This is a genomic window from Massilia alkalitolerans DSM 17462, assembly GCF_000427785.1.
Classification (GTDB): domain Bacteria; phylum Pseudomonadota; class Gammaproteobacteria; order Burkholderiales; family Burkholderiaceae_D; genus Telluria; species Telluria alkalitolerans.
Window position 1 is genome coordinate 100,719 of the sequence record NZ_ATYR01000003.1, and the last position, 22,570, is coordinate 123,288.

32 protein-coding genes are annotated in these 22,570 nt (G+C 64.4%); 19 read left to right on the forward strand and 13 right to left on the reverse strand.

The annotated features are described in order from the left end of the window. Positions 1 to 2 precede the first annotated feature (2 nt). The 13 genes from YWC_RS0104375 to YWC_RS31920 all read left to right on the forward strand — a co-directional run bounded on the left by YWC_RS0104375 (position 3) and on the right by YWC_RS31920 (position 4,819). The gene (locus YWC_RS0104375; protein WP_027864279.1) at positions 3 to 200 is read left to right on the forward strand and encodes a hypothetical protein; all 198 of its coding nucleotides are present in this window, start codon (positions 3 to 5) and stop codon (positions 198 to 200) included. Continuing rightward, the gene (locus YWC_RS28255) at positions 197 to 547 is read left to right on the forward strand and encodes a YfdP family phage-associated protein (protein WP_051306216.1); all 351 of its coding nucleotides are present in this window, start codon (positions 197 to 199) and stop codon (positions 545 to 547) included. The genes YWC_RS0104375 and YWC_RS28255 overlap by 4 nt, the downstream gene beginning before the upstream one ends. Beyond that, entirely contained in the window at positions 544 to 1,431 is an 888-nt protein-coding gene (locus tag YWC_RS31435; protein WP_051306217.1) for a DUF2303 family protein, read from the forward strand. The genes YWC_RS28255 and YWC_RS31435 overlap by 4 nt, the downstream gene beginning before the upstream one ends. 14 nt (positions 1,432 to 1,445) lie before the next feature. Beyond that, positions 1,446 to 1,865: a hypothetical protein gene (locus YWC_RS0104390; protein ID WP_027864280.1), complete on the forward strand. Its 420-nt coding sequence runs from the start codon at positions 1,446 to 1,448 to the stop codon at positions 1,863 to 1,865. Continuing rightward, on the forward strand, positions 1,862 to 2,080 hold the full coding sequence (locus YWC_RS0104395; RefSeq protein ID WP_027864281.1) for a DUF551 domain-containing protein: 219 nt from the start codon (positions 1,862 to 1,864) through the stop codon (positions 2,078 to 2,080). Before YWC_RS0104390 ends, YWC_RS0104395 begins: the two co-directional genes overlap by 4 nt. Further along, positions 2,077 to 2,265 carry a hypothetical protein gene (locus YWC_RS32655; RefSeq protein ID WP_027864282.1) on the forward strand — a complete coding sequence of 63 codons (189 nt, stop codon included), beginning with the start codon at positions 2,077 to 2,079 and terminating at the stop codon, positions 2,263 to 2,265. Before YWC_RS0104395 ends, YWC_RS32655 begins: the two co-directional genes overlap by 4 nt. Continuing rightward, positions 2,262 to 2,516 carry a hypothetical protein gene (locus YWC_RS0104405; protein WP_027864283.1) on the forward strand — a complete coding sequence of 85 codons (255 nt, stop codon included), beginning with the start codon at positions 2,262 to 2,264 and terminating at the stop codon, positions 2,514 to 2,516. Before YWC_RS32655 ends, YWC_RS0104405 begins: the two co-directional genes overlap by 4 nt. Continuing rightward, on the forward strand, positions 2,513 to 2,779 hold the full coding sequence (locus YWC_RS0104410; RefSeq protein ID WP_027864284.1) for a hypothetical protein: 267 nt from the start codon (positions 2,513 to 2,515) through the stop codon (positions 2,777 to 2,779). The genes YWC_RS0104405 and YWC_RS0104410 overlap by 4 nt, the downstream gene beginning before the upstream one ends. Positions 2,780 to 3,046: 267 nt before the next feature. Further along, positions 3,047 to 3,670: a hypothetical protein gene (locus YWC_RS0104415; RefSeq protein ID WP_027864285.1), complete on the forward strand. Its 624-nt coding sequence runs from the start codon at positions 3,047 to 3,049 to the stop codon at positions 3,668 to 3,670. After that, the gene (locus YWC_RS0104420; protein WP_027864286.1) at positions 3,667 to 4,059 is read left to right on the forward strand and encodes a hypothetical protein; all 393 of its coding nucleotides are present in this window, start codon (positions 3,667 to 3,669) and stop codon (positions 4,057 to 4,059) included. Before YWC_RS0104415 ends, YWC_RS0104420 begins: the two co-directional genes overlap by 4 nt. Continuing rightward, the gene (locus tag YWC_RS32660) at positions 4,056 to 4,274 is read left to right on the forward strand and encodes a hypothetical protein (protein ID WP_156923497.1); all 219 of its coding nucleotides are present in this window, start codon (positions 4,056 to 4,058) and stop codon (positions 4,272 to 4,274) included. The genes YWC_RS0104420 and YWC_RS32660 overlap by 4 nt, the downstream gene beginning before the upstream one ends. Beyond that, the gene (locus YWC_RS0104425; RefSeq protein WP_027864287.1) at positions 4,271 to 4,567 is read left to right on the forward strand and encodes a hypothetical protein; all 297 of its coding nucleotides are present in this window, start codon (positions 4,271 to 4,273) and stop codon (positions 4,565 to 4,567) included. The genes YWC_RS32660 and YWC_RS0104425 overlap by 4 nt, the downstream gene beginning before the upstream one ends. 27 nt (positions 4,568 to 4,594) lie before the next feature. Beyond that, a complete protein-coding gene (locus YWC_RS31920) occupies positions 4,595 to 4,819 on the forward strand; it encodes a helix-turn-helix transcriptional regulator (RefSeq protein ID WP_084416302.1) in 225 nt (74 codons plus the stop codon). 2 nt (positions 4,820 to 4,821) lie between these two features. Here YWC_RS31920 and YWC_RS0104430 read toward each other — a convergent pair whose 3' ends face one another. Beyond that, positions 4,822 to 6,126 (reverse strand): tyrosine-type recombinase/integrase, encoded by a 1,305-nt coding sequence (locus YWC_RS0104430; protein ID WP_027864288.1) that lies wholly within the window; start codon positions 6,124 to 6,126, stop codon positions 4,822 to 4,824. Positions 6,127 to 6,564: 438 nt separating this feature from the next. Between YWC_RS0104430 and mutS the strand changes: the two genes are divergently transcribed. Both mutS and YWC_RS0104440 read left to right on the forward strand, forming a co-directional pair. Next, the gene (mutS, locus tag YWC_RS0104435) at positions 6,565 to 9,162 is read left to right on the forward strand and encodes a DNA mismatch repair protein MutS (protein ID WP_156923499.1); all 2,598 of its coding nucleotides are present in this window, start codon (positions 6,565 to 6,567) and stop codon (positions 9,160 to 9,162) included. Further along, on the forward strand, positions 9,162 to 10,127 hold the full coding sequence (locus tag YWC_RS0104440) for a hypothetical protein (RefSeq protein WP_027864290.1): 966 nt from the start codon (positions 9,162 to 9,164) through the stop codon (positions 10,125 to 10,127). Before mutS ends, YWC_RS0104440 begins: the two co-directional genes overlap by 1 nt. A 185-nt stretch (positions 10,128 to 10,312) precedes the next feature. Here the strand turns inward: YWC_RS0104440 and YWC_RS0104445 are convergent, their stop codons facing one another. Next, entirely contained in the window at positions 10,313 to 10,846 is a 534-nt protein-coding gene (locus YWC_RS0104445; protein WP_027864291.1) for an FKBP-type peptidyl-prolyl cis-trans isomerase, read from the reverse strand. Positions 10,847 to 10,936: 90 nt separating this feature from the next. On the opposite strand from YWC_RS0104445, the gene YWC_RS0104450 reads away from it, so the two are divergent. The 3 genes from YWC_RS0104450 to YWC_RS31925 all read left to right on the forward strand — a co-directional run bounded on the left by YWC_RS0104450 (position 10,937) and on the right by YWC_RS31925 (position 13,103). After that, complete coding sequence (locus YWC_RS0104450; RefSeq protein ID WP_027864292.1) at positions 10,937 to 12,058, forward strand: ribosomal protein uL16 3-hydroxylase; 1,122 nt, start codon at positions 10,937 to 10,939, stop codon at positions 12,056 to 12,058. 12 nt (positions 12,059 to 12,070) lie between these two features. Continuing rightward, positions 12,071 to 12,559 (forward strand): DUF7931 domain-containing protein, encoded by a 489-nt coding sequence (locus YWC_RS0104455; RefSeq protein ID WP_027864293.1) that lies wholly within the window; start codon positions 12,071 to 12,073, stop codon positions 12,557 to 12,559. Between the two features lie 268 nt (positions 12,560 to 12,827). Further along, a complete protein-coding gene (locus YWC_RS31925) occupies positions 12,828 to 13,103 on the forward strand; it encodes a hypothetical protein (protein ID WP_084416303.1) in 276 nt (91 codons plus the stop codon). A gap of 141 nt (positions 13,104 to 13,244) precedes the next feature. Here the strand turns inward: YWC_RS31925 and bamC are convergent, their stop codons facing one another. The 11 genes from bamC to YWC_RS0104515 all read right to left on the reverse strand — a co-directional run bounded on the left by bamC (position 13,245) and on the right by YWC_RS0104515 (position 21,882). Beyond that, complete coding sequence (bamC, locus tag YWC_RS0104465) at positions 13,245 to 14,372, reverse strand: NlpB/DapX family lipoprotein (protein ID WP_051306219.1); 1,128 nt, start codon at positions 14,370 to 14,372, stop codon at positions 13,245 to 13,247. 42 nt (positions 14,373 to 14,414) lie between these two features. Next, positions 14,415 to 15,296: a 4-hydroxy-tetrahydrodipicolinate synthase gene (dapA, locus tag YWC_RS0104470; RefSeq protein ID WP_027864296.1), complete on the reverse strand. Its 882-nt coding sequence runs from the start codon at positions 15,294 to 15,296 to the stop codon at positions 14,415 to 14,417. Positions 15,297 to 15,353: 57 nt separating this feature from the next. Next, positions 15,354 to 15,929, reverse strand: coding sequence for a class I SAM-dependent methyltransferase (locus tag YWC_RS0104475; RefSeq protein WP_371846054.1), 576 nt, complete (start codon positions 15,927 to 15,929; stop codon positions 15,354 to 15,356). After that, positions 15,926 to 16,582 (reverse strand): site-2 protease family protein, encoded by a 657-nt coding sequence (locus YWC_RS0104480; protein WP_027864298.1) that lies wholly within the window; start codon positions 16,580 to 16,582, stop codon positions 15,926 to 15,928. Before YWC_RS0104480 ends, YWC_RS0104475 begins: the two co-directional genes overlap by 4 nt. Positions 16,583 to 16,635: 53 nt before the next feature. Further along, positions 16,636 to 17,259, reverse strand: coding sequence for an L-threonylcarbamoyladenylate synthase (locus YWC_RS0104485; protein WP_027864299.1), 624 nt, complete (start codon positions 17,257 to 17,259; stop codon positions 16,636 to 16,638). Between the two features lie 19 nt (positions 17,260 to 17,278). Next, positions 17,279 to 18,154 carry a protease HtpX gene (htpX, locus tag YWC_RS0104490; RefSeq protein ID WP_027864300.1) on the reverse strand — a complete coding sequence of 292 codons (876 nt, stop codon included), beginning with the start codon at positions 18,152 to 18,154 and terminating at the stop codon, positions 17,279 to 17,281. 132 nt (positions 18,155 to 18,286) lie between these two features. Next, positions 18,287 to 18,496, reverse strand: a complete 210-nt coding sequence (locus YWC_RS0104495) for a cold-shock protein (RefSeq protein ID WP_027864301.1) — start codon at positions 18,494 to 18,496, stop codon at positions 18,287 to 18,289. Positions 18,497 to 18,727: 231 nt separating this feature from the next. Beyond that, a complete protein-coding gene (locus YWC_RS0104500; RefSeq protein ID WP_027864302.1) occupies positions 18,728 to 19,558 on the reverse strand; it encodes a 3',5'-nucleoside bisphosphate phosphatase in 831 nt (276 codons plus the stop codon). A gap of 77 nt (positions 19,559 to 19,635) precedes the next feature. Further along, a complete protein-coding gene (locus YWC_RS0104505) occupies positions 19,636 to 20,184 on the reverse strand; it encodes a FlgO family outer membrane protein (protein ID WP_027864303.1) in 549 nt (182 codons plus the stop codon). A gap of 18 nt (positions 20,185 to 20,202) precedes the next feature. Continuing rightward, complete coding sequence (locus tag YWC_RS0104510; RefSeq protein WP_027864304.1) at positions 20,203 to 20,874, reverse strand: hypothetical protein; 672 nt, start codon at positions 20,872 to 20,874, stop codon at positions 20,203 to 20,205. Between the two features lie 114 nt (positions 20,875 to 20,988). Then, complete coding sequence (locus tag YWC_RS0104515; RefSeq protein ID WP_027864305.1) at positions 20,989 to 21,882, reverse strand: alpha/beta fold hydrolase; 894 nt, start codon at positions 21,880 to 21,882, stop codon at positions 20,989 to 20,991. Between the two features lie 163 nt (positions 21,883 to 22,045). Between YWC_RS0104515 and YWC_RS0104520 the strand changes: the two genes are divergently transcribed. Then, positions 22,046 to 22,570: a gamma carbonic anhydrase family protein gene (locus YWC_RS0104520; RefSeq protein ID WP_027864306.1), complete on the forward strand. Its 525-nt coding sequence runs from the start codon at positions 22,046 to 22,048 to the stop codon at positions 22,568 to 22,570.

A 22,570-nucleotide genomic window follows, 5' to 3' on the forward strand; every position in this document is an offset into this window, starting at 1 on the left:
GCATGGACCGCAACAACATCGGCCCCGGCTCCGCAGTCAAGTTCGACAGCGAAGCTGGCCCACAAACCGGCACCGTCCACGAGATTAAGACGGACATCAGCAACGGCGCCAAGGTCGCCTTGGTGCGCGTGGCAGGCACCCTCGGCGGCCAGCCGTGGCGTGTGCCAGTCAACGAACTGCAGCACGCGGAGGCGGCATGAGCTCGCGCGCATTCGCCATCTTCCTCCAGGAGCTGCGTGACGGCCGCACGCACACCGAGCTGACCACCCAGCTGGCCGCCCTGCTCGAGAAGGTGAAGGAAACCGGCAAGGGTGGCGAGCTGACGCTCAAGCTGAAGGTGAAGCCGGCAGGCCGCGGCTCGGACGTCGACAAGATCGTCATCGCCGACAGCATCAACATCACGCTGCCGAAACCCGAGCGCGGCGAGGACTTCTTCTGGCTGACCGAAGAAAACGACCTGTCCCGCAATCACCCGCGTCAGCAGTCGCTCGAACTGCGCGATGCGAAACCCACTCAACCCATCACCTTCAAGGAAGCCGCGAAGTGAACGACAACAAAAACGACAACGCCGGCACGACGGCCCATCTCCATATCGGTAGCCAAGGCAACACCGAGCACCTGGACATCGACGCCTCCGCTATCCAGCAAATCGGTGCTCTCTCGCTCGCAGCGTGCGCCGCCCAAGAAGTCAACGGCACGACGCACCTGGTGATCCCGAGCGACCACAAGCACATCGACCTGACCGGTGCGATCGAGCGCGCGGCAGCGACACCGAATCGCAAGGCCGGCACGGTGCAGCTGGGCGACATCGCCAGCTTCAACGTGTTCGTCGCCGACCAGGGCAACACGCCGAACGTCTACATCTACGCCGACCCGGAAGCGCGCACGCTGACGGCGGTGCTGAACGACCACGTCAAGTCGGCCGAGACGGCAGGCTGGCGCGACCTTCGCGCCGTGTTCCGCGCCGAGCTGAGCCGCGAGTTCGCCACCTGGATGGGCTCGAACAAGAAGCCGATGGAGCAGGAAGAGTTCGCCATCTTCCTGGAAGACAACATCGCGGACGTGGTCGAGCCATCCGGCGAGACTCTGCTGCAGGTCGCACTGACCCTGCAGGCCAAGACCGAAGTCAGCTTCAGCAGCCACAAGCGCCTCGACAACGGCCAGGTGCAGTTCACCTACAACGAGACGATCGACGCCCGCGCCGGCACCGGCCTGATCGAGATCCCGCGCGAATTCACCATCGGAGCCCGCCTGTTCAAGAACGGCGACGGCTACAAGGTCCGCGCGCGCCTCAAGTACCGCCTGCACGGCAGCAAGCTGAAGTTCTGGTACGAGCTGGACCGCGCCGAGAACGCTATCGAGGACGCCTTCCAAGCCTACATCGACCAGGCTCGCGAGAACGGCTTCACCGTCCTCCTCGGCCGTCCGTAAGCAGCGAGCCCGCCATGCCCCGATTCCACCACCGCGCCGCGTTCCAGCCCCGGGCCAACATCCCGATGGCGACCGAGAGCCGCGACCGGCTTGCGCTCGAACTGCGCATGGCGGGCGAATCCCTGATCGCCTGCCCTTCGATCGACGCGTACAACACGCTCTCGAAGATGCTGGCAGCCCTGAACCGGGCCGGCCTGCAGGACAGCCTGCTCGACCCTGGCACAAACATCCTCAACGGGATCTGCGACCGCTATGAGCAGTCGACCAGCATCACCGTGGAGCGCGAGGAAGCGGCCGAGCTCCGCCAGGCGCTCGCGAACATTGACGCCGGTCTGCACCGCGTGCCGCTGCAGCGCCTCGCTCGCGCCGTGGCCGAGGTCGAAGTCTTCTTTGCCGTCGGCGTCGACGGCCCGGAACAGAAAGAAATCGAATGACGAATATCCAACGGGCCGCTGGCGCATGGATCCTGGCCACCGACCAGCTGCCTGATGACGACACGCTCGTTCTAGTGGCCACCACCGACGGCGAGGTCTGGCCAGCCTATCGCGATGGCGATATCTGGCGTTGGGGCGATGCCATGCCCGTAGCCACCGAATGCGTCACGCACTGGATGCATCTGCCGGCCGCACCGCTCAGGAGCGCCGCATGAGATTCGGAACCCCGAGCGCGTCCACCTTGGATCGCTTCCGCGAGAACACTGCAAACGCGACGCCGATTAGCCTGCGCCGCAAGCAGTGCGCGTGCGGGAAGATCGTCACGGCCAAGCAGCTGGTCCAGCAAGGCGGCTGCAACGCATGCGCGCGCCAAGCGGCAGCAGAAAGGAAAGCGGCATGACCGCCCCAGTACCGACCGAGCAGGACACGCCGCTCGACACGGCCGCATACCGGCATCAGATGCTGCTGCTCAGGTCCGCACACTGCGCGCGACCGGTGCTGTACCAGGACCGCAACCGCTTCATCAACGGACTCTCGCTCTACCAGGACGGTGGGCGTGTCTCGATGACGGTCTACCTGGCCGGCAGCAAGGAAGGCATCGACAGCACCGAGATTCAAATCAAACCAGCAGCACAGGAAGGAAGCAAATGACCACAACCGCAGAACCGCTGAGCGCCGTAATGCTGCGCGCGCTGCGCAACCTCATTGCGAACGACAGCTACGCCATGAGGTTCCAGTCGATGGGCCAGTACCGCACGGCCCTGCTCCACCACTTCGATGATCTTGTGGACGCGCCGGTCAGTGGCAACAGCCAGTGCCCAGCCCTGCAACCGCAAGCCGCGATCGTGATGCTCGACGGCGACCAGCAAACCGCCGCCCAGGTAGCAGCGCTCGCCAGGCCGGGAGACACCTGATGCGCCTGTCGTATATCACACGTTCGCCGACAGCATGCGTGCGCTGTGGCCAGCCACAGGGCACCAAGCATCTGCCGGCATGCCCGCTCCAACGATTCACCGCCAGCACCGGCCAGAAAGGAACCGCAGCGTGACCGAGCCTATTCACCCAGCCTACAGCCAGGTCAGCCCGGGCATGGCCGCCCGTCCATGCCTAGCAAATCGCATGGTGCACCCGTTAGTACACCCAGCGCGGCGGAACAGGCGTTTCGGCAGTACATCGAAGTCATGGCCGACCCGTGCAACGAGTTCATGGCGGAAATCACGGTTTGCCGCGAGGAGCGCGCCCGCCGAGCCTTCGCGAACAGCATCCGCGAGGAAGCCGACCGCCTGCTGAAAGCCTACCTGCAGGCCGACAGACCTGCTGCCGCCAACGCAGTCGATCTGTCCAGCCTGCAACGGTACGATATGGACGAAGAATGGGAGCACAAAAGCATCTATCGGCGGTCATGGGGCGAGTACGTGAAGCTGGCTGATGTGCAGGCGCTGCTGGCGAACAGAACTACTGCTGCGGACGCAGGCTATCACGCCGGACGGCTTGCCGGGCTGGAAGAAGCCGCCGCGATTTTGGACAACAAATACAACCGCCACTTCGCCGACACATGGGCGAACGAAATCCGCGCGCTGAAGGACAGAGCTACTGCTGTGGGCGCAGGCGGTCTGCCGGATGGCTGGAAGGTCGAGCGCGTCGGCAGCAACATCCATCTGACGCGCGCAGATGGCAAATGGTGCGGCTATTCGATGGACATCGACAGCCCTGCGCACCAGCTGACCTACGGGTTCCTTAAGGCGCTGCTGGCCGACAGACCTACTGCCAAGGGTGCAGCAGGTCAGGAAGGCGGTGCAGTATGAATACCGACCTGATGAAAGCCTTGGATGCCCGCGATGATCGGATGAAGGAACAGCTTGACCAGATTGGCCGCGCCATCGGCTACGGTCGCGCGATCCAGCTGCTGGGCCAGCTGTGGGACGACATGATGCAGGCCAGCTACCCGCAGGTTAGCCGCCTCCAGGAAGGCGCGCACCGCCGCAAGGACATCGAGCGCATCGAAGCGGAGCTGCCGATTGGTCGCAAGGTCGTCTATTACCAGAAGCGCGGGCGCAAGGGGCAGATCACGGCGCTCTGCTACCCAGATACTGAATTGCAGAACGTCGCACGGATCGTTTCGGACACGCCGCTGTATGGGCGCGTGCCGTACGCCGACGACAGTTCTACTGCGGAAGTGGCGGGTGGCGAATGAAGGCCGGACGCTTCCACGATTTCTGGCGCGGCAACGGCTGGTTTGTATCCTTCGACGTGCGCGGCGGCTGGCTACTGTTCGCATTTCGTCCGAAGTGCTGGCGGCTGCGGATTGTGCACCCGCACGCTAAACCAGACGTGACGCGCCTTTATTTCGGGCCGTTTGAAGTCGAGCGGACACACAGACCTGCTGCCCAGGGGGCGGGTGATCTATGAGCGCGCTTACCCACACCGAACAGGAATACATCAGCGTTGACCTGTTCCAAGGCGACGAAGCCGAACTGACCTGTCACACGGTCAAGCTGGTGAAGACACGCAAGCCGCACCCCTGCTTCTTCGGCCTGAACGGCGACGGCCACCAGGTCGCGCCGGGCGACCACGCAAGGCATGAACGGGCGCTGGTCGATGGCGACTACTGGGGCAGCTACTACGTGTGCATTCCGTGCCTGGACCGCGAAATTGCAGTGCTGAATGGCGACGAAGACCAAGACAGACCTGCTGCCGGATAGGCAGTTGATTAGAGAAAGAACCGAGTCGTGAAACCACTTTATCTCGAGCTTGAGGCTGTCGCCGGAGTCGTTGCTCTTGCGGCGACTACCGTCCAACGTCTGGTGCGACAAGGCGAGTTCCCAAAGCCGCGGCAACTATCCGGGCGCCGAGTTGCTTGGCTGGTGCGCGAGGTCGAGGAGTGGGCCGAGCAGCGGCCCGTTTCGGATCTACCTCCACCGTCGAATACCTCGCGCCGCGGCACCCCGCAATGACGTCAGTTGGTACCACCTGCCTTGGCCAAGCATTCATAGTGCTCGCTTAGCCTAGTCAACCACTGACGTCGCTCTTTGTCGTAGCGGTGCAAATCGTACACTCCCTTAATCCCCGTCGGCATATGGCCGATCACTGCCTCAGCAACGTCTGAGTCGCAACCCAGCGCGGTCAGCTGCGTGCGGCCGGTACGGCGCAGGTCATGAACGGACCAGTGCGAGACCGGCAGCCGGGTGCGCTGATACTCTGGCCTGGTGTTCGAATACGGCTGGTGCATCCATACCATCGCACTGATGTTCTTCTGCTCGACATGACCGCTGCGCGCTGTCGAAGGAAATATGTACCCTTCCTTGACCACCTCCATGCGCCGCTTCACGATCGCCTCGGCCCGGCCAACCAATGGGACGCGCAAGTCTACGGCTTGATCGCGCCATGAGTTTTTCGTTTTCGCTTTTGGAATCGTCCACCAGAGGCCGTCCTTTTCTCGCGTGATCTCGTCCACTTCCATTTCCACGATCTCACTGCCACGAGTACATGTCCACAGGTAAAGCGTGACGACGTCCTCGACTAGCCGCGAAAAGTTGGGCAGCCAGGGGATCAGGGTCCCGATCTCCTCCGCGCTGAGCACGCGCTTGCTAGTTCCGATACGCTCGCCCTCGCGCACGCGCCCCTTGCTGCGCAGCTTCCCGCGCATGAGCTGACGCCACCAGTTCGGCACCTCGGGGTCGAGCCGGCCGGCGTCGTGCCCGTATTCCCATGCGGCGCCGAGCTCCATGCGGATCCGGCCGGCCTGGACTGGCGTATCGATGTAGGCTTGCAGGATATCGAACGCAACTGCCCTGGTGACCTTCGGCGGGTCCATCTCAGCGAAGTTCGGATGCTCGTTAAGGACCTTCTCAATCGTCCGCCGAGTTTCTTCAATTCCCTTTGGCTTACGGTTTTTCAGGACGTGCCCCTCGAAGTACAGCTTCCACAGGCTACGCACCGATGCGCGGCGCGCCACCGCCTCCCGGGCCGCGTCAACCGCTGCCCGCTCTTGCTCACGAGCAGCTCGCCGCTCAGTCGCTGGGTCTCGACCTGCCGCCCGTAAATCACGCAGCGCCTCCCACTCGACCTGGGCTTTTACTGCCGACATCGCTGGCCACGTGCCGATCTTCACTTGCCGCATCTTGCTGTCGATCGGGCTCTTGTACCGATATGTCCACGAGCGAGTGGTAGCGGTCGCCTCCAGGCGCAGCCCTGGGCAGTCGGAAATGGTAAAGTGTTGGCCGGGCTCGAGGAGTTTGGCGGCCTTCGCATCAAATTGCATGTTCCCTCTCAGCGTAACGTCGGCGTAGCTTTTTGCCAGTCGACTGCAGTGAGCAGAGATTGTAGCGTAACCTGCTGATGAGTGACGTCAAAAAGCTACGCTAAAATACGGAGTGTTGTGGTTTGTTGTGGAGTGTCGTGACCAAACCGAAATGCGAGCTCCAATCCATGCACTCCCTTATAGAACATGAACTTAGCTGAGCAAATGCCGTTAGATCAACCACTTACCGACAGCGGCAAGAGTAAGGTTACTCCTATGATGCAACGGCGTGTTCTCCTATGAAGAAATTCGTGTTTTGCTAAAACTTACGCCATAAGCTACGCCAGCAGCCACAGGTTTTATGTCGTGTANTGCACTCCCTTATAGAACATGAACTTAGCTGAGCAAATGCCGTTAGATCAACCACTTACCGACAGCGGCAAGAGTAAGGTTACTCCTATGATGCAGCAATACCTGCGCATCAAGGCCGATTACCCCACCATGCTGGTCTTCTACCGCATGGGCGATTTCTACGAGTTGTTCCACGACGACGCGGAAAAGGCGGCGCGCCTGCTCGGCATTACGCTGACCGCGCGCGGCACCTCGAATGGCCAGCCGATCAAGATGTGCGGCGTGCCCTTCCACTCGCTCGACGGCTACCTGGCCAAGCTGGTCAAGATCGGCGAATCTTGCGCCATCTGCGAGCAGATCGGCGACCCGGCCCTGTCCAAGGGCCCGGTCGAGCGCAAGGTGGTGCGCGTGGTCACCCCGGGCACCCTGACCGACAGCGACCTGCTGCCGGAAAAGGCCGACCGCCCGCTGCTGGCCATGTGCATGCTCCCCCAGCGCAAGAACGTCACGGTCGGCCTGGCCTGGCTGTCGCTGGCCAGCGGCGTGCTGCGCCTGATGGAATTCTCGGGGGAGGGGCGCGCGGTCGAGTCGCGCCTGGCGCACGAGCTCGAGCGCATCGCGCCGGCCGAGATCCTGCGCGCCGATTGCGCCGACCTGTTCGCATCCGAGCCGGTGGCGCACACCAACCGCGTGCCCGAGTGGCATTTCGACGTCCTCAAGGGCCACCAGTCGCTGCTGGAGCAGCTGGGCGTGGCCACCCTTACCGGCTTCGGCGCGGACGGCATGGGCGCCGCCTTCGGCGCGGCCGGCGCGCTGCTGCGCTATGCGCAGTCGACCCAGGGCCGCGGCCTTCAGCACGTCAAGAGCCTGGCCTGCGAGACCGAGAATGAGTACATCGGCCTGGATGCGGCGACGCGCCGCAACCTGGAACTCACCGAAACCATCCGCGGCCAGGAAGCGCCGACCCTGTTCTCGCTGCTCGACGGCTGCCGCACCGCGATGGGTTCGCGCATGCTGCGCCACTGGCTGCACCATGCACGCCGCAACCAGCGCGTCGCGCGCTCGCGCCACGAGGCGATCGCCGCGCTGGCCCAGTTCGATGCGACCCGCGGCTTGTCCAGCACCCTGGCCAACGTGCCCGACATCGAACGCATCACCACCCGCATCGCCCTGCTGTCGGCGCGCCCGCGCGACCTGTCCTGCCTGCGCGACGGCCTTAAAACATTGCCGGCCTTGCGTGAACAGGTGGCGCGCTGCTTCGTCCCGGGCGACACCACGCTGCTGCGCGAGGTGCACGATCTGCTCTCCCCACCCCAAGCCTGCCTCGACCTCTTGACGCGTGCGATCATGGAAGAACCGAGCGTGATGGTGCGCGACGGCGGCGTGTTCGCACGCGGCTTTGACGCCGAGCTCGACGAGCTGCGCGCGCTGTCCGAGAACGCCGGCCAGTTCCTGGTCGACCTCGAAGCGCGCGAGCGCGCCCGCACCGGCATCGCCAACCTGCGCGTCGAGTACAACCGGGTGCACGGCTTCTACATCGAAGTCACCAACGGCCAGGCCGACAAGGTGCCGGAAGACTACCGCCGCCGCCAGACCCTGAAGAACTGCGAGCGCTACATCACGCCGGAACTCAAAGCCTTCGAGGACAAGGCGCTGTCGGCCCAGGACCGCGCCCTCGCCCGCGAGAAGATGCTGTACGACGCCCTGCTGGGCGACCTGGCGCCCTTCATCGGCTGCCTGCAGTCGATCGCCGGCGGCCTGGCCCAGCTCGACACCCTGGTGGCGCTGACCAGCCATGCGGTGCGCAACAACTGGTGCGCGCCCCAGCTCGTGGACGAGCCCTGCCTCAGCATCGTCGAAGGCCGCCACCCGGTGGTGGAAAACCAGATCGAGCGCTTCATCGCCAACGATTGCCGCCTGGCGAACGAGCGCCGCATGCTCCTGATCACCGGCCCGAACATGGGCGGTAAATCGACCTTCATGCGCCAGGTGGCATTGATCACGCTGCTGGCCTACGTGGGCAGCTACGTGCCTGCCACCAGTGCCACCATCGGCCCGATCGACCGCATCTTCACCCGCATCGGCGCCAGCGACGACCTGGCCAACGGGCGCTCGACCTTCATGGTCGAGATGACCGAATCGGCGGCCATCCTCAACGGCGCCACCGAGCAGTCGCTGGTGCTGATGGACGAAGTGGGCCGCGGCACCTCGACCTTCGACGGCCTGGCGCTGGCCTGGGCGATCGCGCGCCACCTGATCGAGACCAGCCGCAGCTTCACGCTGTTCGCGACCCACTACTTCGAGCTCACCCAGCTGCCGGAAACCCACCCGAGCGCGGTGAACGTGCACCTGTCGGCGGTGGAGCACAAGGACAGCATCGTGTTCCTGCACGCGGTGCAGGACGGTCCCGCTTCGCAGAGCTACGGCTTGCAGGTGGCGCAGCTGGCGGGCGTGCCCCCTGGCGTGATCCGCGCCGCGCGCAAGCACCTGGCGCGCCTCGAATCGCAGGCGCTGGACACGACGCCCCAGCTCGACCTGTTCGCCGCGCGCAGCGAAGAGGTGGAAGAAGTATCGGAGAACGCCGCCCCGCCCGCGAGCGGCGCGAACGACGAGCTGCAGCAGGCCCTTGCAGCCATCGACCCCGACGCACTGAGCCCGCGTGAAGCGCTGGAACGGCTCTACGAGCTGAAACGGCTAGTTGCCTGATGCCGGCGCGCCGTCCCTTCCTCCTGGCGAGCCTGCTCGCGGCGGCCCTGGCGGCGACGCCAGCCTTCGCCCGCGACAAGAAAAAAGAGAAAGAGACGGATGAACATGCGCACCGCTTCGCCGTCGTGGGCCACCGCGCGGCCGAGGGTGGCGAGGACGCGCTGAAGGAGGTGCTGCTCGAGGCCAGGGACAAGGAGCTTGCCTTCCTGGTCGTCACCGGCATCAAGGGGGCCGGGGAAGCCTGCGGCGACCGCCTCTACCAGAAGCGGCGCGACCTGTTCGACAAGGCCAGGCGTCCGGTGATCCTGTCCTTGAGCGGCAACGACTGGACCGGCTGCCGCAATTCGGCGGGCCGCACCAATGCCATCGAACGCCTGAACCGGCTGCGCGAGCTGTTCTACAGCGAGCCGGAGTCGCTCGGCAAGGACAAGCTTCCCGTGACGCGCCTGTCGAGCAGTCCGCGCTTTCGCAGCTATGCCGAGAACGCCCACTGGCAGGTCGGCAAAGTGCTGTACGCCACCATCAACCTGCCTGCGGCCAACAACCACTACCTGGCGGCGGCGGGACGCAACAGCGAGTACGAGGACCGGACCGTGGCCAACCGCTTCTGGCTCAACCGCCTGTTCGCGATCGCCAAGCAGGACAAGGTCGATGCAATGGTGCTGTTCGCGGAAGGGAATATGCAGCCCCTGCTGCAGCCGGCCAACGGATTGCGCGCCCTGCTGCAGCGTACGCCGGCGGGCCAGGATGGTTTTGCCGAGACGCGCCGCCAGCTGCAGCAGCGGGCAGCCGGATTCAAGGGGCGGGTGCTGGTGATCGATAGTGCGGGATTGCCCACGGATGCGCGGCCGGCGATCGCGTGGCGCGGCAACCTGGGGCACTTGTCCGTCGGGGCCCACGCGGTGGAGTTGCGGGTGACGGGCAAGGGGGAGAATGTGTTTTCGCTGGGTGAGGTGCTGCGTTAGCGGCTGCGCAGGCAGAAATTGGATCCCGGCCTCCGCCGGGATGACGTGCTAATGCTAACGATGGCGCAAACGCTAGCGTGCAACCTAACCGTTAGCCTCAAGACCGTCGTTCCCGCGCAGGCGGGAACCCAAGTTCGTCGCAGTCCCGCAGCGCATCCGAGCACCGCAGGTGCGAACCAACTGAATTACAGCGGCTTGCTGCGGAAGTGGTCGCCCTCTTCGCTGTCTTCCATCTCTTCGTGATGGTGACCATGCGCACCGTGCACGTGGCCGTGGGCGATTTCTTCCGGCGAGGCTTCACGCACGTCGATCACCGACAGGTCGAAGCGCAGCGCCATGCCGGCCAGCGGGTGGTTGCCGTCCAGGACCACCTTGTCGTCCGCGATGTCGGTCACGGTGAAGATGGTCGGCTCGTCGTCCACGCCTTCTGCCATGCCTTCGAACTGCATGCCGACTTCGAGCGGCTCCGGCAGGCGCTTGCGGTCTTCGACCTTCACCAGCTCCGGATCGTAGTCGCCGAAGGCGTCTTCCGGCTCGACCTGGATCGTCGAAGAATAGCCGGTTTCCTTGCCGTCGAGCTCTTCTTCGATTTTCGGCAGGGTGTTCTCATAGCCGCCGTGCAGGTACACCATCGGCTGGGAACCCTCCTCGATCAGGTTGTTCTGGGCGTCCGACAGCTTGTAGTTGACCGACACGACCGTATTCTTGGCAATCTTCATCGCAGATCCTTTCGTTGTAAGCCCCGGATTATACCCTTAGCGAACCATGGCACTTGCCAGTTTGGCTCATTTGGCTGGTTATAATGGCGCATGAAAAAATTACAGCTTCTCGGGAATATTACTCCCGCCCAGTTCCTGCGCGATTACTGGCACAAGAAACCGCTCCTGATCCGCCAGGCCATCCCCGGCTTCAAGCCGCTCCTGAAATTCGAGAAACTTGCCGAGCTCGCTCGCCGGAATGACGTCGAGTCGCGCCTCGTCACCCTGCGCGGCGGCCAGTGGGACATGCAGCACGGTCCGCTGGAAGAACTGCCGTCCCGCAGCGAACGCGAGTGGACCATGCTGGTCCAGGGCGTCAACCTGGTCGACGAACGCGCCGACGAACTGCTGCGCCAGTTCCGCTTCGTGCCGGATGCCCGCCTCGACGACCTGATGGTGAGCTACGCCAGCGACGGCGGCGGCGTCGGTCCGCACTTCGACTCCTACGACGTGTTCCTGCTGCAGGCGCAGGGCAAGCGCCGCTGGCGCATCAGCGCCCAGCAGAACCTCGACCTGGTCGAAGGCCTGCCGCTCAAGATCCTCGCCAACTTCGAGGCCGAGGAGGAGTTCGTGCTGGAGCCGGGCGACATGCTCTACCTGCCGCCGCACTATGCGCACGACGGCGTGGCCGAGGGCGAATGCATGACCTATTCGATCGGATTCCGCTCGCCCTCCTTCCAGGAAATGGGCGAAGCCTTCCTGCAGTTCATGGCCGACTCGATCGACCTGCCGGGCCGCTACGCCGACCCGGACCTGCAGCTGGCCAAGAACCCGGCCGAGATCCCGCGCGAGATGCTCGCGACCATCGTCGAGGAACTCAACAAGGTGCGCTGGGACGAGGAAGACGTCTCGGTATTCCTGGGCGAATACCTGTCCGAGCCGAAACACAACGTGTACTTCACCGGTCCGGCCAAGCCGCTGACGGTCGGCCGCTTCATGGAAACCGCGGCGAAGAAGGGCTTGAAACTGTCGAGCAAGACCCTGATGCTGTATCGCGGCAAGAGCGTCTTCATCAATGGCGAGTCCTTCGCCGTCAGCCGCGCCGACAAGGCGGTGCTGGACGTGCTGGCGAACGAGCGCCGCATCGGCGGCGAACTACTGGGCAGTGCCACCGACGACGTGCTCGAAGCCTTGTACACCTGGTACCAGGACGGCTGGGTGGAACTGGGCTGAGCGGGAGGCGCCATGCAGGAAGCGGCAAGGGAAGCAGTGGTTCGTTTCGACACCCGGGCGGAATTCGAGACACAATTCCGCGCCTGCCTGGCTGCCGCGCGCACCCGCCTCGACCTGTTCGACCCCGACTTCGCCGTGTTCCCGCTGGGAAGCAGCGAAGTCGATGCAAGTTTGCGGGAATTTTTCAAACGCGGCGGCGTGCTGCGCCTGGCGATGCACTCACCAAGCCACATCGAACGCCACTACCCGCGCTTTCTGCGCCTGCTACGCGACTACGGCCACCTGCTCAGTTGCCGCAACACGCCGAAAGGCCTGCGCAATCTCACCGATTCCTTCTGCATCGCCGACGACCTGCACCTCGTGCGCCGCTTCCACAGTGCGCACATGCGGGGCGAAGCCAGCTTCGCGCTCGCGGAAGCGGTGGAGCTGCCGCGGCATCGCTTCGATGGGATCTGGATCGAATCTTTTTCTATCTTGCAGTCAACCACAACAGGCTTATGAACGTTATAAGCCTGTTGCTACCAGCTGACGGCCTGGCCGTTTCATCTTGTAACAATATGAAGCTTGTTAAACCGCAAAATACTTTCGCCACGGAATGAGTTCGCTATTGCGATTCAGTAAATTTGGCTATAATATCAGGTCAGGAAGGTTCCGTTGCCTATCTGGCAGTATTGCTTTTAACGAAAGCACGAAAATTCCTCTGAGCAATAATTACCGGTAATTATTATTCAAACAAGCAGTACTTACTTTTGAAATATTAAGGAAAATCATGAAAAAATCCCTGCTGATCGTTTCCCTGATGGCTGTTGCTCTGGCTGCTTGCAGCAAGAAAGAAGAAGCTGCTCCGGTCGCTCCGGCTGCTGTTGAAGCACCTGCTGCTACCACCGACGCTGCTGCTACCCCGGCCGCTACCGACGCAACCACCGCTGCTCCGGCCGCTGACGCTGCTGCTGCCGCTTCGGAAGCTGCTTCGACCGCCGCTGACGCAGCTGCTGCTGCTTCGACCGCTGCTTCGCAAGCTGCTGACGCTGCTGCAACCAAGTAATCAGCGCGATCTGATTCAAGACCGGCCTGCGGGCCGGTTTTTTTTCGCCCCTACTGTTTGTGTTTGCGTTTTCCGCAAACGGTCCGGGCATAAAAAAACCGGCCGCTCGGGCCGGTTTCGACGATATCGTCAAGCTTCTGATTATTTCAGCTCATCCGCCAGCAGCTTCAGGATCTTGGCGCCGGTCTCGCCGGTTTCAAGCTTGCCGTCATTGGTCTGCACGCTCACCTGGCTGGTCGAGGCGCCCTGCTCCGCCTTGACGATCACGCGGTAACGCTGGGCTTCCTTGGCCTTGTCGTCCGCGCCGAAGGTGAACAGCTTCTTGAAGAAGCCATCCTTGCTGGCCGCATCCGGATCGACGTAGCGCACGAAGTACACGCCCTGCACGCGGTCGCGATCTTCCACGGTGAAGCCGACGCGGTCGAGCGCCAGACCGACGCGGCGCCATGCGCGGTCGAAGCCTTCATTGAGTTCCACGGCATTGCCGACCAGCGTGGCCTGCTGCGGCGCCACCGGCGCGTTCGCGACCATGGTCTCGGCCGGCTTGGTTTCCTTGACGCCGGTCAGTTGGGCCACCAGGCGACCCAGGAACTGGGCTTCCAGGCCCGGATCGTTCGGACGCACGGTCCAGATCGTGGTTTCCTTCTGGGCGCCCTGCAGCACTTCTTCGGCGCCGCGGTGGCTGATCCAGATCTCGGTCGAGCCGTCCGGCAGGCGCTCCAGGCGGGTGCGGAACTTGTCGCGCTCGCCGGTCGAGTAGGCGCTGTCGAATACCTTGCCGATCGAGCGGCGGATGAAGTCCTGCGGGATCTTCGAACGGTTCTCGACCCAGTTGGTTTCCATGGTGCCGGTCGTGGCCGACTCGGTCTCGATGGCGAAGCCCTGGTTTTCCCAGAACTGGCGCAACTGCGGCCACAGTTGTTCCGGGGTCTGCTTGACCACCAGCCAGCGCTGGTCGCCGTTGCGCTGCACGCTCACGGCGTCGGTCGAGACCGGGCCGATCGGCTGCAGCGAACCGCCCACCGGCGCCATCGCACCCTGCGCGCCCATCTGCTGCTGGAAACCGGATGCAGTCGCCACGCCCTTGCCGTCCGGGACGGCATAGCGGTTGTCGCGCTGCAGCGCGGTCAGGTCCGGTGGAACTTCCAGGTTGGCGGCCTTCTTGGCGCCACGGTAGTCGACCTTGTCCGATTCGAAGATGGTGGTGCAGCCGGCGAGGCTCAGCGCGATCGCGGTCAGCGCGACGGTCTTAGTAGTGCGATTTGTCATGTCGTTCGATATCAGGTACTAGGAACCGGAACCCTTGCGGGTTCAGGCAGGGAGAAGGCCCGCCTGGGCCAGTGCGCCACGCACGGTATCGTGGAAGGACGAGCCCAGCGGCGCCAGCGGCAGGCGCAGGCCGGTCGGGATCCGGCCCATTTCGGCCAGGGCCCACTTGACCGGCACCGGGTTCGGTTCGACGAACAGCTTGGCATGCAGGTCGAGCACGCGGTTGTTGATCTCGACCGCGCGCGCCACGTCGCCGGCCATGGCGGCGGCGCACAGCTCGTGCATCGCGCGCGGGGCCACGTTGGCGGTGACGGAGATGTTGCCGGCAGCGCCGCAGAACATCAGGGCCATCGCGGTCGGGTCGTCGCCCGAGTACACGCCGAAGGACTTGTCGACCATGCGCAGCAGCTCGATGCCGCGGCCGATGTTGCCGGTGGCGTCCTTGATGCCGACGATGTTGTCGATCGGCGCCAGCCGCGCGACGGTCTCGTTGCTCATGTCGGCAACGGTGCGGCCCGGGACGTTGTACAGGATGACCGGCAGGTCGACCGCTTCGGCGATGGCCTTGAAGTGGCGGTACATGCCTTCCTGGGTCGGACGGTTGTAATACGGGACCACCTGCAGCGAGGCGTCGGCGCCGACGTCCTTCGCGTGCTGGGTCAGCGCGATGGCTTCCACGGTGGAGTTGCCGCCCGCGCCGGCGATCACCGGGATGCGGCCGGCGGTATGATCCACCGCGATCTTGATCAGTTCGGCGTGCTCCTCGGGGGAGACGGTGGCCGATTCGCCCGTGGTGCCGACGATGACGATGCCGTCGGTGCCTTCCGCGATGTGCCAGTCGATCAGCTTGCGCAGAGAGTCGCGGTCAAGACTGCCGTCCTCGAACATCGGGGTGACGATTGCTACGATGCTGCCCTTAATCATATGCGTTGGCCGTGCCGGAAAGTAAATAAAAGTCTGATTGTAGCGGATCGCCCGCCTCTATGGTTCATTCGAACCCACATTATGGTCGAGCTTTGCCTCGGTTTTGGCAAAGCCGGGACCGGCCGCGCACAGGCGCTGCACCTGTGCCGGGTGGGGGCGGTCGACGTGGCCATCCTCGTAGGCCAGCACCTGCAAGCCGCCCCCGCGTGCCAGGCCCAGCAGTTCTTCCGGGGCCAGCAGGAAATCCGGGTTCGAGGGCTTGCCGTAGACCTGGTTACCCTGGGCGAAGGTCTCATAAATGAGGATGCCGTCCGGAAGCAGGCTGGCCGCCAGCTGCGGGAACAATGGGCGGTACAGGTAATTGGTAACGACGATCAGCGCGAAGCGCCCCGGTTCGAAGGGCCAGACCGCGTCCTCGGCCTCGAGGTCGTGCTGCAGCGTCGCCACGTTCGGGCCGGCGAGCGCAGCCAGGAGCTCCGCGTTGCGGTCCAGGGCCAGCACATGCATGCCGCGCGCCGCCAGCAGGCGCGCGTGGCGGCCGCTGCCGCAGGCCAGGTCGAGCGCCTCGCCGGCCTTTGCCAGCGGCGCGAAGCGTGCGACCCAGGGCGAAACCGGCAGGTTCATCATGTTCATGTGAGCAGCAGGGTCAGGGGCGAGGCGATCAGCTGCAGCAGGATGCGTCCCAGGTTCATCACCGGCATCACCCAGAAGGCCAGCAAGTTCATGAAGATCAGACCCAGCACGATGAAGAAGCCGTACGGCTCGATGCGCGCGAACTTGTAGGCCAGGGAATTCGGCAGCATGCTGGTGAGCACGCGGCCGCCGTCCAGGGGCGGAATCGGCAGCAGGTTGAAGGCGAACATCAGGAGGTTGGCGAACAGGCCGGCCTGGGCCACCTTGTGCGGGAATTCCTCGCCGACGCCGAAGGCGACCAGCAGCACCGCCAGCACCAGCCACAGGAAGGCCATGATGAAGTTGGCGGCGGGACCGGCAAGCGCCACCCAGGCCATGTCGCGCTTCGGATTGCGCAGGCGGTTGAAGTCGACCGGCACCGGCTTGGCATAGCCGAACACGAATCCGGTGGTGAGGTACAGGGCGATCGGAATGACGATGGTGCCGAAGATGTCGACGTGCACCAGCGGGTTGAGCGTCATGCGCCCGGCGGCATAGGCGGTGTTGTCGCCGAAATAGCGGGCGACGTAGGCATGGGCGGCTTCGTGCAGGGTAATCGCAAAGAGGACGGGCAGCGCGTAGACGGCAATGTTGCGTATCAGTTCAGGATCCATGTGCGCGATTCTATCAGGTCCGCAGGACCCGGCTGTTAGGAGAAACTGAAGCCCTACAGCCCGAACGCGGCCGGATCGCCCCTGCCCTCGCGCACCAGCCCCGGCACCGGCCCGGTCAGGTCGATGACCGTGGTCGCCTCGAGCGTGCCGGCCCCGCCGTCGATCACCAGCTCGATCTGCTTGCCGAGGCGCTCCAGCACTTCGTCGGGATCGGACAGCATGTGGTCGTCGCCCGGCAGCTGCAGCGTGGTGCCGATCAGGGGCTCGCCCAGTTCCTCGATGAGCGCCAGCATGATCTGGTTTTCCGGGACCCGCACGCCGATCGTCTTGCGCGACGGGTGCGACAGGCGGCGCGGCACTTCGCGCGTGGCTTCCAGGATCACGGTGTAGGGGCCCGGCATGGTCGCCTTGAGCAGCCGGTACTGGGTGTTGTCGACGCGCGCGAAGTGCGCGATCGCGGACAGGTCGCGCACCAGCAGCGTCAGGTGGTGCTTGTCGTCGACGCCGCGGATGCGGCGCAGCTTCTCGACCGCGGCCTTGTCGTCGAGGCGGCACACCAGCGCATAGGCCGAGTCGGTCGGCGCGGCCACGATGCCGCCCGAACTGATGATCTGGGCCGCCTGCTTGACCAGGCGCGGCTGCGGGTTCTCGTGGTGGATCTGGAAGTATTGGGCCATCTGGATTCTGCCTTTCTTTTTATCTGATTGCCTGCAGCGCCGCGATGCGCTGCTCCATCGGCGGGTGGGTCGAGAACAGCGCGCCCCAGCCGCCGCCGCTGCCCGAGATGCCGGAAGCGGCCATCGACGAGGGCAGCGCACCCGGCGCCAGGCCGCCGAGGCGGGCCAGCGCATGCTGCATCGGCACCGGGCTGCCCAGCAGCTTTGCCGAACCGGCGTCGGCGCGGAACTCGCGCTTGCGCGAGAACCAGGCGACGATGATCGAGGCCAGGATGCCGAATGCGATCTCGCACACGAACACGGTGATCATGTAGCCGATGCCGGGGCCGCGGTCCTCGCTGCGAAACAGCAGCTTGTCGACGAAATAGCCGACCACGCGCGCCAGGAACACGACGAAGGTGTTGACCACGCCCTGGATCAGGGTGAGCGTGACCATGTCGCCGTTGGCGATGTGGGCCACCTCGTGGCCGAGCACGGCCTCGACCTCGTCCTGGTTCATGCTGGCCAGCAGGCCGGTGGACACCGCGACCAGCGCGGAATTCTTGAAGGCGCCGGTGGCGAAGGCATTCGGTTCGCCTTCGTAGACGGCAACTTCCGGCATGCCGATGCCGGCGCGCTCGGACAGCCTGCGCACGGTATCGACCAGCCAGCGTTCGGTGGCGTTGGCGGGGGTCTCGATGACGCGCGCGCCGGTCGACCACTTGGCCATCGGCTTGCTCATCAGGAGCGAGATGAAGGAACCGGTGAAGCCGACCACCAGCGAAAACACGGCCAGGCTGCCGATGTCGATTCCCTGCCCCGTGACGGCGCGTCCCACCCCGAGCAGGTTGAGCACGAGCGACACCACCAGCACCACGGCGAGGTTGGTGGCAAGGAACAGCACAATACGTTTCATGGACAGCCCTCCTGGCAACAAGATGATGTCAGGCTGCCAAGGTTGGGCTGACGAGCGAAAATTTCAAGCCAAAGAAAAAGCCCGCATGCGCGGGCTTTGCAATTCTGGTGGGCGGAAATCCGCCCCGCCGGCTTAGATGCCGCGGATCTCGCTCGCCTTGTCGCCCTTCGGGCTGCTGGCGCGGGTGAAGGACACGCGCTGGTTTTCCGCGAGGCTCTTGAAGCCGTCCGACTGGATGTCCTTGAAGTGCGCGAACAGGTCGCCGCCGCCTGCGTCAGGGGTGATGAAGCCGAAGCCCTTGGAGTCGTTGAACCATTTGACGGTGCCGGTTTGAGTAGTCATGTGTATACCTTGAATGTGATGAGGCAAAGATGCCGGAACGCACAGGCAAGCAAGAAGAATGCAGCAGGAGGGAATCAAACAGGAATGCCGGATGGCGAAACGGGAAAGAGACCAACTAGAACGACGACTTGATGTTGTGCCCGATTGAAGATACAGGACTTCTTCCCTTCCACCTAATGATTTCGTGTTTATTTACCTGTCGCGTGCAGAACTTACGACCCTGCACACGTCTCAGAACCAGTCGTGCCAGACCGGCGTGAGGCCCGCCGGCAGCGGCGGCAGTTCGGCAAATTCCACCCGAGCCTCGCCCGGCGCGTGGAAATCCGTCCCGCGCGAAGCGAGGAAACCGTAGCGCCGCGCGAGCTCGGCGTAGGTCTGGTACTGGTCCGGCGTATGGCTGCCGGTCACCACTTCGATGGCATTGCCGCCCAGCTGGCGGAATTCGTCGAACAGCGCCCCTTCGGCCGTATCGCTGAACGGGTAGCGGCCCGGGTGCGCGATCACCGGGATGCCGCCGGCGCCGCGGATCCAGCCGACTGCGTCGGCCAGCGTAGCCCAGCGGTGCGGCACGTAGCCCGGCTTGCCCTCGGTGAGGTATTTACGGAATACGTCGGAGGTCGAGCCGCAGGCGCCGATCTCGACCAGGAAGCGGGCGAAGTGGGTGCGCGAGATCAGGTCCGGGTTGCCCACGTAGCGCAGCGCGCCCTCGTAAGCGCCCGAAATGCCGGCACTGTCCAGCTGGGCCGCGATTTCCCTGGCGCGTGCCTGACGACCGTTGCGGGTGGCGGCCAGGCCGTCGATGAGGGCCCGGTTGTCCTCGTCGAGCTGCAGGCCGACGATGTGGACGGTCTCGTTCGCCCAGGTCACCGAGATCTCGACGCCGGCCACGAAGCGCATGCCGAGCTCGCCGGCCGCCTGGCGCGCGGCCTTGATCCCGCCGATTTCGTCGTGGTCGGTCAGCGCCCAGACGTCGACGCCGCCCTTGCGCGCATAGGCGGCGACGGCGGCAGGTGCGAGCACGCCGTCGGAGACGTTGGAATGGCAGTGGAGATCGACTTTCATGGCACGGCAATGTCATTGGCGATTGGAGCGAAACATTGTACGCGCCAATCCGCCTGTCGTGCTGTTACGAAAACCGATCAGTTGGATTGAAGCATGGAACGCACCGTGCCCTCTTTCGCCAGCACGTAGTCGTGACCGGCCAACACCAGATTGGTGCTCGGCTGGATCACCTTGACGTTGATGAAGACGGCATCGCGGGTCTCGGCATACGAGCCCACCACCACTGCCTGGGCGTTGTGGGCGCTGGCCACCTCGCCGATCTCGCGGGTGAGCATCAGCTCGCCCTGTCCGCGCTTGAGGTAGACGCTGTTACGCAGCTTCATCTCCAGCATCTTCATGCCACCCTGCGCGAGGCGGGTCGAGAGCTGTTCCGACACCAGGCGGCCCAGCATCGAGGTCTGCTCGAGCGCGTCGATATTGACGATGGTGGCCATGATCAGGGGCTTCTCGTCGCCCAGCTTGCCGCGCAGCTGCAGCGCCAGCGCGTCGGCGGCGCGGTAGTTGGCGGCCACGAAAGCGTTGGCCGAGACCGAGGTGTAGTTGGTGTCTTCCCTGGTCGTCGAGCAGGCGCCCAGCAGCAGGGGCAGCGCGAGGACCGCGGCGCAAAGGGTCAGGGTTCGCTTCATGGCCTCAGTGCTCCGTGCTTAATGGTTGCGGACCGCGAAGGTCTTGGTGGGTTGCGCCGCCGCGTCGTACAGCGCGCGATCGCTGTCGGTGGTGTAGTACACCGAGGTGGTGCGCGCGTAGTAGCGCGCGTCGTCGGCCAGCGACAGGTTGACGATGATCTCGGTCTTCGGCGTGTCGCCGGTGGCGAACTGGGAATGGAACCAGGAATAGGCGTCCTCGGCGAAGATGGCGGCGGTGGCCAGCCACTCGACGGTGTGGTCGATTTCGGTCAGCACCCAGGCGCCTGCCACCAGCAGGCTGCGCTCGCCGGCGAACTTGTACTGTGGACGCTTGGCCGAGAAAGCCACCACCTGCGTGTCGAGTTCGATGCGCAGGGTGTTCGCATCCGGCACCTTGACCACGATGTAGCCGTCGTTGACCAGGGCCGAGACCAGGTGGCTGCTCACGCCCTGGGCAAAGGCGCTCGACTGCTGCGAGCTGACGTACAGCGGGCGTTTCGCGTTCACTTTCAGCGAGGGCGCGAGCTGGCCCGCCATGTGGCGTGCGATGACGCCCCAGTGCGCGGCCGCCTGCAGCTTGGCCTGCTGGGTGCTGGGGAAGTTGGTGGCCACCGGGGCCGGGCTGTAGGGAATGGCGCAGCCCGCCGCCAGGAGGGCGCCGCAGAGCGCGAGGCCGGCTCGAAATCGCATGTGTGTCCTGTCAGTCTATCGAAGGGCGCGCGGGGCGCCGGGTCGGGTGGGACTGTAGCACAGGCGTTTCCGTGCGGCAATTAATGCTGCGTCAGTTGAGGGCTGCTTACAACGCTAGCCCGGCACCTCGGCACCATTCAGGAATGCCTCGATCATCCGCGCCAGAAATTCCGGCTGATCGTGATGCAGCATATGCCCCGCTCCGGGCATCATGCGCGCCGTGACCTTGGCCAGGTGCTCGCGGCGCCGGTCGATCTCCGCCCTCGCCTGCTCCTTCGGTCCCATCCAGCGCCACATCTCGGTTTCTTCCGCCTCGACCCACAGCACCGGCGCCGTGATCTGGGTCCAGCAGGCCAGCACCTCGTCGGCGTGGTACAGCAGCGGGCCGGTCATTTTGTGCGCCGGGTCGCCCAGGATGCGCCACTGGCCGTCCGCGTCCCGAGCCGCCCAGTGCCCCGCCAGGAAGGCGGCCCGTTCCCCTGGCAAACGCGGATTGGTCTTCTGCAGCCGCGCCGCCACCTCTTCCAGGCTGGCATAGCCGCGCATCTCCGGCTTGGCCTTCAATTCGTCGAGCCACTTGGCGAAACGCCCCGGCGCCTGCGAGGCGCGGGTCGCCGGCAGGCCGAAGCCTTCCAGGTTGATCAGCCGGGCGATGCGCGCGGGGCGCACGCCTGCATACAGGCTGGCGATGTTGCCGCCCATGCTGTGGCCCAGCAGGTTCACGGCCTCACCGGGCGCGTAATGGTCGAGCACCGCTTCCAGGTCGGCCAGGTAGTCCGGGAACCAGTAGGTGTCGGAATGCGAGCGCTCGCTCAGTCCGAACCCGCGCCAGTCGAAGGCGATCACATGCCACTCGCCCTTGAGTGCATCGACCACGAACTGGAACGAGGCGGCGACGTCCATCCAGCCGTGCTGCATGAAGATCTTGGGGGCGCCTTCGCGGCCCCAGTGGCGCACATGGGTGCGCAGGCCGCGGATGGTGAGGAAGTCGGAACGGGATGCTTGCATAAGTCAGGCAAAAGCGTGAACGAAAGGAGGAAAAAAGTACGACCGTTCGCATTATACCGCGTCAATCTTGATTTCGTCTTGCCCGTCCCCATTTGCGATCGACCGGACGATGGCGGACAGGAGGTTTACAATAGCGGCATTTCAATCTTCCGCGAGCACATCCATGGCGATTTACCAGCTGGGCGAGCATGCGCCCGAGATCGACACCTCAAGCTTCGTGGCCGATTCGGCAACCCTGATCGGCAAGGTCACGCTCGAGGCGAACGCCTCGGTGTGGTACGGCGCGACGCTGCGCGGCGACAACGAGCGCATCACCATTGGCGAGAACAGCAACGTGCAGGAAGGCACGGTGATGCACACCGACATGGGATTCCCGCTCACGCTGGGCAAGAACGTGACCGTCGGCCACCAGGCCATGCTGCACGGCTGCACCGTCGGCGACGGTTCGCTGATCGGCATCCAGGCCGTCATCCTGAATGGCGCCCGGATCGGCAAGGGCTGCCTGGTGGGCGCCGGCGCGCTGGTTACTGAAGGCAAGGAGTTCCCGGACGGTTCGCTGATCCTCGGTTCGCCTGCCAAGGTCGTGCGCACCCTGACGGAAGAAGACATGCTGCGCCTGCAGGCCAGCGCCGCGAGCTACGTGGCGCGCGGCCAGCTGTTCAAGGCGCAGCTCAAGAGAATCGGATAA